Raw genomic sequence first — 14072 nt, 5'->3', positions numbered from 1 at the left:
TTAGCTAGCTGACAGTTTAACCAAGGCATCTTTGACAGCGGGGGGTAATTGACGGAGGATCTTGCCCTTATCGCGATCAATCGCGACTAACGTAACTCTGGCGGATACAAACAGGGTTTGCCCATCAGTCGATTCAACCTGATAATCCCAATTAATTCGCACCCCCGACATTTCTGTCATCCGAGTTTTGACGATCGCCGCCATACCCATTTGCACCGGCTGATGATAGCGCAAAGCAAGTTCAACAACGGGTAAGTCACAGCCCAACGCCACTAGATCGGCAAATTCAATCCCGATTGATCGCAGGCATTCAATCCGAGCTTCCTCCATCCAAGAGATATAAGCACCATGCCAGACAATCCCGCCATAGTCTGTATGGTGCGGATGGGCAATGACAGCATAGTTAAACCAAGTGGGCGTAGTAGCTTGTAAATCACTTTGAAGCACGCCCGTGGGTGGAAGTTGATGAGTATCGGATGAATTCATAATCGTTAAGAATAGCTACTTTGATGAGAGGCTATTTAGCAATTAAAGAGCATTTCGCCTCACTAGGTTAGTACAGATTTGTGAAAAATTGTGGATTCAAAATACAGTTGATTGAGCGTGTCCAGGGATAAGGCTATTAATAGAAATAGACTTTATTGCTCACCGAGCGGATTGCCCAGAAATCTCTATCTTTTGTAGCGATATAAATCAACTCCAGCACACCTAACATTTTGAGACGCGAGATAAATCAATGATAGAAAAAATTTTACTAGCCAATTCCGGCACCGGAAATTCCGAAGAAATGCTAAAAGCGCTGATGGATATCCCTTCAATTCAGCGAGCCAGAGTGACGGTGCTGCATGTGGTTCCTGCCCAAACGACTACCGAGGCGATGACCGAAAAATGGGAGGAGGGCGGTAAGGTTTTGGCAAGCGCGATCCAAACGCTGAAGCTTGACCCTAATCATGTGAATGCGATGTTAAAACAGGGCGACCCAAAAGATGTCGTGTGCAAAGTGGCAGAAGAAATTGACGCAGACTTGATCATCATGGGATCACGCGGACTTAAGCGCATTATGTCCATTTTGGAAAACTCAGTCAGTCAATATGTGTTTCAGCTATCGTCTCGCCCCATGCTATTGGTCAAGGATGATCTGTACGTTAAGAAAATTAAGCGGGTGATGGTGGCGATCGATAAATCTGAGGCATCCAAGAGTGGCTTGAAGTTGGCACTATTTTTGCTGCGCGATATCAAAGGAAGTCAGATTACGCTGGTGCATGTGGATGCCAGCATGAGCGCAAAATCAGAGCAGAAAACGGGTGCTGAAGCGGAGAAAGATCCGGTGTTGGCTGGAGCGATCGCAGAAGCCAAAAAAATGGGTGTAGCCTATCAATGCATCTCGGCTATGGGGAAACCCGGCGAACTGATTTGCAGCATTGCTGAAGAGACTCATGCCGATTTGCTTGTGTTAGGCTCACCCGATCGCCGCCCTTCGATCGCCAAAGGCTTACCTGATCTCGATCGCCTGCTCGGAACTTCCCTCTCCGACTATGTGCGAGTCTATGCTAATTGCCCGGTGCTATTAGCACGGACAGCGGGGTAGGTCAAGACTTGGGGCGAAAGGCTACATCAAGATTAGAGCGTAGAACATAAAATATAAATTCTCCTCTCGCCCCAGACTGCTTCAGTCTATAGAATGAATTAACGCTAGATTCACTGTCGGGCGATTAACCTTAAATGTAGATTAAAATCTATCTTCAGCCTAGTTCGGTAGCGACCTATTTCTTACCTCCAAAAACCCATTTAGGAATGATGGTACTTTGATGTCAATGAGCGATCTAGAGAAGTGCTACAGAATTTTGGGGCTTAAGTCGGGCTCTTCCCTGCAAGAAGTGAACCAGGCGTATAAAGACTTGGTTCTAATTTGGCATCCTGATCGCGTTCCCACGGGCAATCCTCACTTAGTCAAACAAGCAGAGGAAAAGATGAAGGAGCTTAATCATGCCCGCGATCGCCTGCGCGATCGCGCCAATGCGCAAGCGAATTCTAACGGGACAACTCAATCGACTAAAGCGACTCGTTCAGAACCAGAGCCTCGTTCCCAATCTCGACGACATTATTATCAGCCCTATCCTCGCCCCCATCAGCAGTATCAAGAGTCTACCTCTCACGCCAAAGAAAAACCGCGCTATTCAGCATCTTCAGGTCAATCTACCGCTTCTGGTCAATCTACCGCTTCTGGAAAAACTGCATCCTCTGGGCAAACTGCAAATCAATCAACGCGAATCCCAAAGCCGCCGGAGCCGTCTCGTTCCTCTTCAACCTTTAACTTGTCTGATTATGCACAGTATCAAGCGCGGTATCAGGCAAACTCTGCCCAGGTATCTCAGTCCGCTTCAATGCAGACTCCTGTAACAAAGCCTCCGGCTGCACCCAAACCCGAACCGCCCCCCCGCCCTATTTATGAGGCTCCAGTTTGGCGATCGCCCCATCCTGATATGAGCGGCACCAATTTTAGTGGCGCAGATCTCGCAGAACGAGATTTATCTCAGCGGAACTTAAGCAATGCCAATTTGAGTAATGCCAATTTGAGTGATGCCTTTCTGCATGGCGTTAACTTGAGCGGGGCAAATTTACAGCAAGCCAATTTATTTCGGGCAAATTTACTGCAAGCTAATTTGAGACAGGCAAATCTAAAAGATGCCAACTTAATTGGAGCCGATTTAAGCGGAGCCGATTTGACCGGGGCAGATTTGCGGGGTGCCAAGGTCAGGGCGGGCGATCGCATCATGGTTAAACTGACAGGTGCTGTTTTAACGGGAGCCATCCTGCCCGATGGGCGCGTTTACAGTTGACTGTATGCAAACAAAAGCTTAACCAAAAGCCAACCTATCAATTAACTTCTCTTGACATGAGGGTTGTAGTCTAGGCGACATCGCCACACGAATAGGATGTTGTTTATGCTTCAACTCTCTACTTCCAAAACGCCTCAGCGGGACTTGCGTCAATTTTTGGAAGGAGTTTATCAAGGGCGACATTTGCAAGCATTTCGCGCTGGGCAAACGATCCCAATGAATCCTCAATATATTTGGGTGGTGTGTCGCGGCGTGGTTCAGTTGAGTACGCTTTATCCCAATGGCGATGAGGCACTCCTGGGGCTGGCGTGTTCGTCTATGCCGTTTGGACTCCCCTTTTCGTTGATTTATCCCTATCAGGCTATCGCCATGTCTGATGTAGATTTGATGGGTATGACCCTGAGCGAAGTGCAGCAATCACCGGATTTAACCAGCGAAATCTTCTTGCATCTTAGCCGCCGATTGCGTCAAGCCGAGGCAATGTTAGCTATGGCGGGGTGCCGTCGGGTGGAAGATCGGCTGCGTCAACTTTTGCTATTGTTGCAGATGGAAATTGGATCTCCTTGTGCGGAAGGAAGTCGCTTGAGCGTGCGATTGACCCATCAGCATTTGGCAAGCGCGATCGGCACCACTCGCGTTACGGTCACTCGACTGCTTGGCAAACTGAAAGATGAAAACTGGCTCAAGTTGGATAGTAACCGTCATATTGTCTTGCTGCAATGATCACCCGTAGTTTCAGCAGTCCTGGGGCAAAGTCCTGCTTCTGCCAGCGAGTGGTCACACAACTGGTGGCACTGATGCAGAGCCGCTAATTTGTTGTGTCATCTTCTCTATCCTTAGAAAGAGTGGTGATCTCTACCCTGCGTTGGGTTAAAGCCTGACTCATCCCTCGTAACCTGAGGAGGCTTACTGGAACACAAACAAGAGGGTTTTCTATGACTTCCGTTACTTCAAACGTCGCCCCTGAGCAAGTAACAGCTTTTCAAGCATTAGACGTAGATCAGCAGTTGGCGCTGTTTTATTTTATATACAAGAAAATGGGAGATACTGTGACTCCTGCTGCTCCGGGCGCAAGCAAGGCTTCACCCGAAATTGCTGAGGGATTGTTTACGCAAGTAAAAGAGTTATCTTTTGATGAGCAATTACAGCTTCAACGAGATTTGATTACGAGCAAAGATACTGTAATTACGCGAGAATATGCGGCCCTAAGCGACACCACAAAATTACTATTTTGGTATTTGCTGGCTCAAGGAATGGACAGCAATCAAATTATTCCAATGCCATCTGACTATCAACTTTCTGGTGCAGCGGATCAGTTGTTAACTCAAGTTCAAGACTTGGGTTTTGAAAAGCAAATTGCTTTTTTCCGCGATATTGTCTCTCCCATGGGCTTCGATTCAACGGGTGCTTAGTTGTGTTGACGATTGAGATAGGTTAGAAATAAAAAGCTTAAACAAAAATTGGGAGTATGTAGAGAAACATACTCCCAATCTAGTTTTTAATTTGTTACCTCCTAGATAGCTTCTTACAAATTTCTGGGGCGATCGCCATAATCTTCAGATACCTCTAGGTCAAGTTCCCAGCGGCGATCGCCTTGCACTTCAAGAATTTCATTGGTTCTTAAAAACGCCCCATCATTCATTTGTAACCTAACAGCCGCTCTCAATTTATCCACAATATCCATATCTGGTGTTGGTCAGGAATGTTAGCTTAAGAGTGCAGCGATTTTAATGTTTTTAGTCCATGAACGATGAATAAAGTTGTAGTCGGGCTTTCGGGTGGGGTTGATAGCTCAACAGCGGCGGCAATGCTTCATCAGCAGGGGTATGAAGTGATTGGGCTGACTCTGTGGCTAATGAAAGGAAAAGGACAGTGTTGCTCGGAAGGCATGGTGGACGCTGCCCAATTGTGTGAGCAGCTAAACATTCCTCACCACATTGTGGATAGCCGAGAAGCGTTTGAAAAATATATCGTGAATTATTTGGTGGCAGGATATGGCGATGGCATTACTCCGCTGCCCTGTTCCCAGTGCAATAAGGCAGTGAAGTTTATGCCGATGTTGCAATATTCTCGCGCTGAGTTAGGCTGCGATCGCATTGCCACAGGTCACTATGCCCGTATTCGACAGGATCAGGAAACAGGTCGCTACCAATTGCTGCGGGCGATCGATCGCTCTAAAGATCAGTCCTATTTTCTCTATGACTTGGAGCAAGATGTTTTAGGAAACGTTATTTTTCCCTTAGGCGAATATCCTAAAACTGAAACCCGCCGAATTGCTGTCGAATTTGGGTTGAAGACTGCCGACAAGCCTGAAAGTCAGGATTTGTGCTTGGTGGAAGCGAATGGCTCAATGCAGGCGTTTTTGGATAAATACATCACGCCCCACAAAGGCGAAATTGTTGATCAAGTCGGTACGGTGCTGGGGCATCACGAAGGCGTGCATCACTACACGATTGGGCAACGAAAAGGACTGGGAATTGCTCACAGTGAACCCCTCTATGTGGTGGCGCTGGATGCGGTGCAAAATCGGGTGATTGTGGGCGATCGCACCACTGTTTTAGCCTCCGAATGCACGGTGCAGCGGCTCAATTGGGTTTCGATCGCCCAGCCAGAGTCACCGATTCGGGCAGAGGTGCAAATTCGCTATCGATCGCCTGCGGTTCCGGCGACTGTGATTCCTTTGGAGGGCGATCGGGTGCGGGTGGTGTTTGATGAACCTCAAGGTAGCATTACGCCCGGACAAGCGGCTGTCTGGTATGACGGCGAAATCTTGCTAGGCGGCGGCATCATTGAGCGAGACGCAATCAATCCCGTTTAGTGGAGTGTGTCAACCTTAAATTTGGGCATGAGATTTTGCTCACATGCTCTTTGTTACAATGCGCTCAGAGTCTAGTATTCTGCGAGGATCTATGCGATCGATCGATCAACTGACAGAGGAACTATTGTCTTTACCTAGCGCATCCAGGGCACTCCTTGCAGACAAATTGGTGGAAAGCTTAGAATTTGATGCCGATTCTAATATTCAGGCAGTTTGGATGACTGAAGCAAAAAGGCGTAGAGACGAGGTTCGAGAGGGTTCTGTGCAACCAATTCCGGGAGAAGAAGCGTTGGCTCAGGTTAGGCGACTGCTTGAGCCATGAGGGTTACATTTCACCCTGAAGCTCTGACTGAATACGCTGAGGCTGTTCAATACTATACAGAGCAGCGGGTTGAGGTTGCACAAGCATTTATTAATGCAATCGAGGATGCGGTTTATCGGATTAGAGAATCCCCTACTCATTTTGTTGCGGTTGATGATGACGTTCGACGATGCATGGCACGGAAGTTTCCTTATGGAATTCTCTACACTATTGAACAAGACTATATTCTCATTCTGGCAGTGATGCATTGCAGCCGGGAGCCGGGATACTGGAAAAGTCGTCGGTAGCTGCTAAATCATTAAAATCTTCAATGCAAAAAAATCTTTAATCCAAAAAAGTATGAGGGTTCCAGTATTAACATCCCTGCCATTCCTGCGATCGCTGCTTTGGCAATCGAGGGGAGCGATCGCGGTTCTGACTCCAGAGGAAATGCTCAATGTCTATGAGCGGGGTTGGCGGTATCGGGATATTTTGGAACCGCCTACTTTAGAAGAACTGAACTTTATTCGTGAACTGGCAACTCAGTTTCATTCAGTCATCATTCACGATGTTTAGTCAGCCTATCCATCAGCAGATTCTTCGGATTCTTCAGGCTCTTAATGCAAATCTGCTGAGAGACTGTCATGCTTATTTTGGTGGGGGAACGCAACTGGTTTTAGAGTTTGGGGAATATCGTCAGAGCCAGGATATTGACTTTCTCTGTCCGTTTGGTCAAGGGTATACCCAACTGCGGCGGGCAATTTTTGGCTCAGGCTACAATGCGCTGTTTGATGAGCGAGTAGGCTTTCAGTTTCCCCGCGACATCAGAGCCGATCAATATGGGATTCGGTTTCCAATTCAGACGGAAGCTTATCTGATTCGGTTTGAAATTGTGGCAGAAGGACGAATTACCTTTGAATCACCACAGCAGCTTGATTGGTGTCCGGTTGCCTGCTTGAGTCGCGTTGATGCGATCGCGGAGAAACTCCTGGCAAATAGCGATCGCTGGGCAGATACTTCAACTTTTGCCCGTGACCTGATTGATTTGGCAATGCTGCGGGTTCAGTCTCCCTTTTCACCCATCGCCCTAGCGAAAGCAGAAAACGCTTATCCAGTGATTGCGCCGCTACAACGAGCGCTAAAGTATTGGCAATCCCAGCCAGATTTCCGCGATCGCTGCTTTGAGCAGTTGCAAGTCCAGCAATCAGACTTGATTCTTGAGGGATTGGATCGGCTGGCAGTGGAGTATCTTGAGTGAGGTGAATTATGCGTTTCGTTGAGCGATCGCAAAGGCGAAAGCAGCCAATAGCGGCAAAATGATCGGAACTGCCACCACCAAGCCCCATTTACCAAAGCGAATTTTTTGCCCATCGGCTTTGAGCAAAGCGATCACAGCAGCGATGCCCATCACTGTCCACAGAGCACCAAACCCAATAAATAATGTAAATGCAGAGTCATCCATAGCTAAACCTTGCTGCGGTTGTTCTTTTTGCCTCATCCTACTTCACTTTTTTGAAGTTATGCGAATGGAAAGCGGAAGGGGGCTATCCCGGTTAAGATCGCACTACTGTTGAAATCTAGCTAAGTAAAATGTGGCTAAGCAAATTGACTCATGAGTGATACGGAAACTGAGCAGACGGGTGAATTGCAAGGGTTGAGCGATCGCGAAGTCATTGCTCGACGTGCGGATGGCAAGGGCAACAACATTCCTCGCAGCAGCAGCCGCCCCTATCGCCAAATTTTTAACGAGAACCTATTCACCTTTATCAATGCGGCATTTTTTACCATTAGCTTGGTGATGTTTTTGCTAGGGCGAGTGGGTGATGGCATTTTGGTGGTAGTTGTGATTTTTGGCGGCGTACTGGTCAATATTGGGCAAGAAATTTGGGCAAAACGCAAGTTGGATGAAATCGCCCTGCTGTACCGTCCAAAAGCGATCGTCATCCGGGAAGGAAAAGAGCAAAACGTTGATCCGAGTGAGATTGTGCTGGGCGATGTGCTGGTGCTGCGTCCCGGCGACCAAATTGTGGTGGATGGTGCCATCATCGGCGATGGGCGAATTGAGGTGGATGAATCGCTGCTGACAGGCGAGTCTGATTCGATTCCCAAAATGGTTGGAGTTCCGGTTTATTCGGGCAGTTTTTGCGTCAGCGGCACCGCTTGTTATCAAGCCGAAAAAGTCGGCACTGATACGGTGGCGCACAAGCTGATGACCGGGGCACGGGCGTTTCGCCAAGTCCTGACTCCGGTACAGCATGAAATCAATGTTGTGATTCGGGTATTTTTGCTGATTGCCTGTTTCCTGTGGATTTTGGTAGGCATTAGTTTTTTAAGCCGCGCCTATTCGCTGAATGACGTGGTGCAGCGATCTGCCGTGATTGCAGGGCTGGTTCCGGCGGGGCTTTTGCTGGCAATCACTCTGGCATACGGGCTGGGTGCCGTGCGGATGATTGGGGAGAATGTGTTGATCCAACAGGCAAACGCGGTGGAATCGCTGAGCAATGTCGATATTTTATGCCTGGATAAAACGGGCACCCTGACCACGAACCAAATTGAACTGCAAGAGATTTATCCAGTGGGCATTGGCGAGGAGGAATTGCGATCGCTCTTAGGAATCTACGCCGCCAGCACCACCGCAGGAAACAAGACCAATGACGCGATCGCCAACACTTGTCCCGGCATTGTCATGGACGCGATCGCGGAAGTGCCCTTCTCCTCTGCCCGCAAATGGAGTGCGCTCACCTTCGATAGTTCACCCTCCACACCTGACACCGTTCGGCTGAGCGCTCACGTCGAAGCCCGACACCTGTCACCCGGCACCTACATTCTCGGTGCTCCAGAGTTTCTCATCTCTCTAGATCGCTTAAACCCTGATAGTCTTGACTACCTCGAAGCAGGGATAGAACAGGGATTGCGGGTAGTTCTGTTTGCCTACAGCCCACAAGCCTTAATCCCCCAAGAAAACTCGACTCCAGAACTCCCTCAGAATCTAACGCCGCTCGGAATTTTGCGATTTAGCGATCAACTGCGACCGGAAGCCAAGCACACCTTGGATGGATTTGCCGAGGCTGGAATTGAGGTCAAAATTATTTCGGGAGATAACCCCACCACCGTTGCGGCTTTAGCGAGGCAAGCCGGGTTAGGAGAAGACATTGAGGTGGTTTCAGGGCAAGAGTTGGCGCTGATGGACACCGAGCAGTTTATCCAAACGGCACTGACAAGCACCGTGTTTGGGCGGATCACGCCAGACCAAAAAGCAGACTTGGTTCGGGGATTGCGCCGCCGAGGAAAATACGTTGCCATGATTGGTGATGGGGTGAATGATGTGCTGGCGCTGAAACAGGCGAATTTGGCGATCGCCATGGAAAGTGGCAGCAAAGCCACCCGCAGCGTTGCCGATATCGTCTTGCTGAAAGATTCTTTTGCTGCGTTGCCCCGCACCTTTTTGGAGGGACAGCGGATTCGCAATGGCATTCAAGATGTGATGAAGCTGTTTTTGGTGAGAACCTTTTGCGTGACGCTGTTGGTGTTTGCCACGGCGATCGTCGCCGATAGCTTTCCATTGCAAAACAAACAAAGTGCGATCGTGGCACTGATTGGGGTTGGCTTCCCCTCCATGTTTATTCCTGTATGGGCAAAAGCCGGAGCGATTCCCCGCCGCAGCATGGTGCGAGGAATTCTCCATTTCGTCATACCCGCCACGCTGACTCTGACTTTAGTCGCGCTATTGGTCTACCTGTTCTATCTAGTCGTTGCCATTCTCGATTTACAGCCCAATCTTGACTTAGCGCAGGTCGATTACGCCACGCCGCGCAGTGCCTTGGTCACCATTTTGATCATGGGCGAACTGTTGTTACTTCCGTTTCTCAAGCCACCGACCGAGTTTTGGGTCGGCGGTGAACCCTTGAGCGGCGATTGGCGCTATACCATCGTTGCGATCGTGTTGCTCTGCATCTACTTCCTGATTTTGGCAGTTCCACCTTTTCGCCATTTCTTTGAGCTAGAACCACTTAGCCCATGGAGCTACCTGTTTCTAGCGTTTGTGGCGTTTGAGTGGTGCCTGATTTTACGGGCAATCTGGCGCAGTCGCTTCCTCGATCGCTTCCTTGGCATTGATTTAGGTTAATGGGTAGTAGGCAATTCTAAGAACAGACTGCATCAAGGTCATACGGATAGCACTAGCACTGGAATGATCTGATTTCAATGCTTGCGATAAATTTGAACATCGCTATCGAGCGCGAACACCAAGCTACTGTCGTATTGCTCTGCCATCCTCACCAGACAGGCATCTGCTAAAGATATTGGTAAGACATTGGTACTGAGCGGTAACCAATCATTGGTGTTATCTGATTTTTTCTTCTGCTATGTGTCCTGAATAACTGTTTAGAGCTATGCCAGCGATTACAAAACGATTTAATTGATCGCGCCCAGTGTTTTGAGAGTTAGGCGTTGGGCATCGGTTAAGCCCATTGTCTCGGTAATCATCATGCCTTCGTAGGGACGAGGAATATGCAGGGTTAGGTGGCGATCGCCGGTTTCCAGATCAAAAATGGTGCAGGTGCCATTGCGACTTCCCACGCTCAGCAAACTGCCATCGGGGCTAAACAAAAGCGCGTTGTTATAGTCAATTTGCTCAGTCCAAGTCTGTAAACAGGTGCCGTTGATGTCCCACAGTTTAACGGTGCTGTCTAGGCTAGCACTGGCGAAACGATGCCCTTGAGGATGAAAGGAGATCGCCGCAATACTGCCCCGGTGCGCGTCCCAGACTTGCAGGCAATCCCCCGTTTCCACCTGCCACAGGCGAATTGTTTGGTCTTGCCCACCGCTGACTAACAACGTTCCATCGGGGCTAAAGGCACAGAATCCCAGACGACTGGCATGTCCTGCCAATACCTGTAAACACTTGCCTGTCGCCAGATCCCAAAGGCGCAGGGTGGTATCCCAACTGGCACTGGCAAGGAGGCGACCATTGGGGCTAAACGCAAGGGACTGTACCGGGTTTTGGTGTCCTTCTAGAACTTGCAAACACGCTCCCGTGTGAGTATGCCACAGGCGCAAAGTGCGATCGCCGCTGGCACTAGCAATCCAAGGTTGGGTGGGGTGAAACGCCACAAATCGAATCCAGGCGGTGTGCCCTTGCAGCCGATGTAAACGGGTACCCTGGTGCAGGTCGTATAAGCGAATTGTGTGGTCTAACCCACTGCTGGCAAGAATTTGAGCATCGGGGCTGAGGGCGGCATGAAAAATATCCTGGGGCGGCAGATGCAAGATCTTTTGACAATGCCCGGTTTGCACATCCCAAAAGCGCACCTGATGATCTTCGCTGAAGGTGAGCAACGTCGGCGGACGGGTTGAATTGGGGAAAATTGCGATCGGAAACGTGGTGTTGTGATATCCATGCAGAGTACGCAGACAGTGCCCAGTCTGGCTATCCCATAACTTCAGCGTTTTATCTTCACTGCCGCTGGCAATTTGATGTCCATTGGGGCTGATGGCAACCGACCAGATGCGATTGTCATGACCGCGCAGGGTACGCAGCAGGTGCCCGGTTTGCACATCCCAACATTTGAGGGTGCGATCGCCGCTGCCGCTGGTGAGGGTGTGCCCATCAGGACTCACTGCCAGACTCCAGATGCCGTCTGTGTGCCCCTCTAAGCTGAACCAGGTAGCCGCTTGCCAATCCCACAGTTTGATCACGCCATCGTTGCCCCCGGCTGCTAGCCGAAAAGAGTCAGCTCGATCGCCCTCTAGCCCACTCATTTTTGGTAGCCAGATTAACGACAGAACCGCGCAGTCATTGGGCAAGATTTTGAGGCAAGTTCCAGTTTCCACATCCCAAATGCGAATCGTCTGGTCAAAACTGCCGCTTGCCAACACCCGGCGATCGCCTTCGGTCGCAAAAGCAATGGTTCGCACAATATCGCGGTGCCCGGTGAGGGTTTGCAGATGTTCTCCCGACTCCGAGAATAGGTTAATCGTCTGGTCGCTGCTGCTGCTTGCCCAACGGGTGCCATCGGTGGAAAACGCGACGGCTGAAATACCGCCGATATGCACTTGAATAGTCTGTAAACAGTGCCCGGTTTGGCTATCCCATCGTTTGAGCGTGCGATCGAGGCTACCCGTGACCAGCATTTTGCCATCGGGACTAAATGCCAACCCAAAAATCCATTCGCTGTGTGCCTGAAATGACAGTAGTTGAGTGCTATCCGCCACACGCCAAAGGTAGACCCAGCCGCGATCGTCACTGGTCACCAGAGTTTGCCCATCAGCGCTGAACGCCAAGGCAATCACACTGCCAAAGGTTTCAGTAAACGTAGAAGCGGTCAGGTCTGCATGGCTAAAATTGACCTGGTTCAGCGTTGCTCCCCGCAAATCTGCTTGCCAAATGGTCAACCGAGAAAAATCATAGCCGCTTAAATCTGCTCGAAGATGGCGCAACAGGTTCAGCACATTACCGCCAAGGTAGCCCGTTTGCAGGGGTGGTTTGCCCTGAAAAAGAGGCAGCAGTTGGGCAAGCTGAGTGGGCAAATCAACGGTGCTACACAGTGCTTGAAGCCGCTGCACCAATGGATCGAGCAAGAAACGAGTTTGGGCTGCTCGAATGTAATCTTTTGCTTGCGCTTTGAGCAGGGCATGATTGCGAAACAAATCGAGATGTTGATTGATCACCTCGCCACAGAGTTCTGCAATCAGGCGACTGTTAGTGTGTTCCATCACAACCGGCTGGAGCGTATAGCCCGTGTCGTTAAGCGAGAGAGGGAGCTTTGCAGATTCGATCAGGCTGCGCTGCTTGAGAGAGATCAGGGTTTGGGGAAGCTGAATGCGAGATTCGGGCGAGAGCAGATCGGTATGTAAGGTGGTGAGGGAAATGGGTTCACGGGCGATCGCCAGCCAATACAGCACTTCTTGCTCCAGGTGAGACAGACGATTGAAATGGCGTTCTAGCAAATCTTGAATATCGGAAAAGCAAAAACTTCCCTGATGCATCAAGTCTAAAAAGCGACTTACATCACTTTCCATCAAGCCACGAATGCCCGCCGCCACGATTTTTAACGCTAGTGGGTTGCCGCCGTAATGCTCGACGATCGCCGCTGATTCCATGCCCGATGCAGAGTCTAATCCGATTCTGGCTAAAACAGCTTGCCCATCTGGATTCGATAGCCCAGATAGATGCAAACTCCGCACTTTTTCACCCGTCAACAGCACCACTTCTCGCGGCGGCTCTCGACTGGTCAACAACAAACAACTTTGATGGCGTTCTTCTCCAATGCGACGCAGCAGTTCACCATATGCCTCGTAACCAGAACGGTAGGTGCCAAGGTTTGTAGAGGCAGGCGGGGAAGTAGGAGCGGGCAGGGAAGACGACGTGAGAATCGATTCGGCATTGTCGAGGATGATTAAACAGCGGCGATCGCGCAGATAGCGCAGCAGCAAAGACACCTGCTGATCAAGCGTTTCGGGTAGGACACTGTGGGGTTGTTGGGAGATGAACGGAATCAAGTCAGCCAGCAGCATTTCTAGGGTTGGCGCATTCCGCAGCGATCGCCAAATTAGACTATGGAAGGGGCTAGAGGAAGAGATATCGGGTTGACTAGAATGCCCACCATTCGCGATCGCTCGTTCGATGAGCATGGCGGTTAGAGTGGTTTTGCCGATGCCGCCCATACCCAGGATGGCGACCAGTTTGCAGCGATCGCCCTCAATCCACTGTTCTAGGGTTGCCAGTTCATCCGCTCGTCCGCAAAAGAAGGAAATTTCGGGAGCTTCGCCCCAGTCAAGGCAAGGAAGAGAGGTGGAAGATAAGTCGGAGGCGATCGGAGAATCTGCGATCGCTTGCCAATCACTGATTCCCACAGCAGCACAAATGCGAATGAAGGTATCGGGTTGAATCCGTTCGCCACGCCAAAACTGTTTCAAACACGCCACGCTAGTCAGTGCAGCATCGCTCCAACTCACAGATTGGCGATTCCACCCTTTGCGTTTGCGTGCCTGGTCAATCAGGTCTAACCCTTGTGCCGACGCTTTAAGCGCTCCTTCCATAGCCTTCCATTTAGATATCTCTACTTTAATCAGGATGCATCCAGTTTTGATCAAACTTGACTCTGGCGGGTCA

14 protein-coding genes are annotated in these 14072 nt (G+C 49.9%); 10 read left to right on the top strand and 4 right to left on the bottom strand.

What is annotated here, in order from left to right:
* Complete coding sequence (locus AC1S5B_RS11820) at positions 1-486, bottom strand: acyl-CoA thioesterase (RefSeq protein ID WP_482035874.1); 486 nt, start codon at positions 484-486, stop codon at positions 1-3.
* 250 nt (positions 487-736) lie between these two features.
* Here AC1S5B_RS11820 and AC1S5B_RS11815 point away from each other — a divergent pair, with 250 nt between their 5' ends.
* The 4 genes from AC1S5B_RS11815 to AC1S5B_RS11800 all read left to right on the top strand — a co-directional run bounded on the left by AC1S5B_RS11815 (position 737) and on the right by AC1S5B_RS11800 (position 4252).
* Positions 737-1588 carry a universal stress protein gene (locus AC1S5B_RS11815; RefSeq protein WP_482035873.1) on the top strand — a complete coding sequence of 284 codons (852 nt, stop codon included), beginning with the start codon at positions 737-739 and terminating at the stop codon, positions 1586-1588.
* A 256-nt stretch (positions 1589-1844) separates the two neighbouring features.
* Positions 1845-2840, top strand: a complete 996-nt coding sequence (locus AC1S5B_RS11810) for a pentapeptide repeat-containing protein (protein WP_482035872.1) — start codon at positions 1845-1847, stop codon at positions 2838-2840.
* Positions 2841-2945: 105 nt separating this feature from the next.
* On the top strand, positions 2946-3563 hold the full coding sequence (locus AC1S5B_RS11805; RefSeq protein WP_482035871.1) for a Crp/Fnr family transcriptional regulator: 618 nt from the start codon (positions 2946-2948) through the stop codon (positions 3561-3563).
* Between the two features lie 212 nt (positions 3564-3775).
* Positions 3776-4252 (top strand): orange carotenoid protein N-terminal domain-containing protein, encoded by a 477-nt coding sequence (locus AC1S5B_RS11800; protein WP_482035870.1) that lies wholly within the window; start codon positions 3776-3778, stop codon positions 4250-4252.
* Positions 4253-4365: 113 nt separating this feature from the next.
* Here AC1S5B_RS11800 and AC1S5B_RS11795 read toward each other — a convergent pair whose 3' ends face one another.
* Complete coding sequence (locus tag AC1S5B_RS11795) at positions 4366-4524, bottom strand: DUF6335 family protein (protein ID WP_482035869.1); 159 nt, start codon at positions 4522-4524, stop codon at positions 4366-4368.
* Positions 4525-4590: 66 nt separating this feature from the next.
* Here AC1S5B_RS11795 and mnmA point away from each other — a divergent pair, with 66 nt between their 5' ends.
* From mnmA to AC1S5B_RS11770, 5 genes are all read left to right on the top strand, one after another.
* The gene (gene mnmA, locus AC1S5B_RS11790; protein WP_482035868.1) at positions 4591-5658 is read left to right on the top strand and encodes a tRNA 2-thiouridine(34) synthase MnmA; all 1068 of its coding nucleotides are present in this window, start codon (positions 4591-4593) and stop codon (positions 5656-5658) included.
* Between the two features lie 91 nt (positions 5659-5749).
* On the top strand, positions 5750-5980 hold the full coding sequence (locus tag AC1S5B_RS11785; protein ID WP_482035867.1) for an addiction module protein: 231 nt from the start codon (positions 5750-5752) through the stop codon (positions 5978-5980).
* Positions 5977-6267, top strand: coding sequence for a type II toxin-antitoxin system RelE/ParE family toxin (locus tag AC1S5B_RS11780; protein ID WP_482035866.1), 291 nt, complete (start codon positions 5977-5979; stop codon positions 6265-6267). Before AC1S5B_RS11785 ends, AC1S5B_RS11780 begins: the two co-directional genes overlap by 4 nt.
* 52 nt (positions 6268-6319) lie before the next feature.
* Positions 6320-6535: a hypothetical protein gene (locus tag AC1S5B_RS11775; RefSeq protein WP_482035865.1), complete on the top strand. Its 216-nt coding sequence runs from the start codon at positions 6320-6322 to the stop codon at positions 6533-6535.
* Positions 6528-7217: a nucleotidyl transferase AbiEii/AbiGii toxin family protein gene (locus tag AC1S5B_RS11770; protein ID WP_482035864.1), complete on the top strand. Its 690-nt coding sequence runs from the start codon at positions 6528-6530 to the stop codon at positions 7215-7217. Before AC1S5B_RS11775 ends, AC1S5B_RS11770 begins: the two co-directional genes overlap by 8 nt.
* A 6-nt stretch (positions 7218-7223) precedes the next feature.
* On the opposite strand, the gene AC1S5B_RS11765 is transcribed toward AC1S5B_RS11770, so the two are convergent.
* The gene (locus tag AC1S5B_RS11765) at positions 7224-7421 is read right to left on the bottom strand and encodes a hypothetical protein (RefSeq protein ID WP_482035863.1); all 198 of its coding nucleotides are present in this window, start codon (positions 7419-7421) and stop codon (positions 7224-7226) included.
* Positions 7422-7571: 150 nt separating this feature from the next.
* Here AC1S5B_RS11765 and AC1S5B_RS11760 point away from each other — a divergent pair, with 150 nt between their 5' ends.
* On the top strand, positions 7572-10085 hold the full coding sequence (locus AC1S5B_RS11760) for an HAD-IC family P-type ATPase (RefSeq protein ID WP_482035862.1): 2514 nt from the start codon (positions 7572-7574) through the stop codon (positions 10083-10085).
* Positions 10086-10372: 287 nt separating this feature from the next.
* Here the strand turns inward: AC1S5B_RS11760 and AC1S5B_RS11755 are convergent, their stop codons facing one another.
* Positions 10373-13999: a WD40 repeat domain-containing protein gene (locus AC1S5B_RS11755; RefSeq protein WP_482035861.1), complete on the bottom strand. Its 3627-nt coding sequence runs from the start codon at positions 13997-13999 to the stop codon at positions 10373-10375.
* Between the last annotated feature and the right edge of the window lie 73 nt (positions 14000-14072).

This window comes from Leptolyngbya sp. CALU 1928 (assembly GCF_056784215.1).
This window is presented reverse-complemented; position numbering and strand designations above follow the sequence as displayed.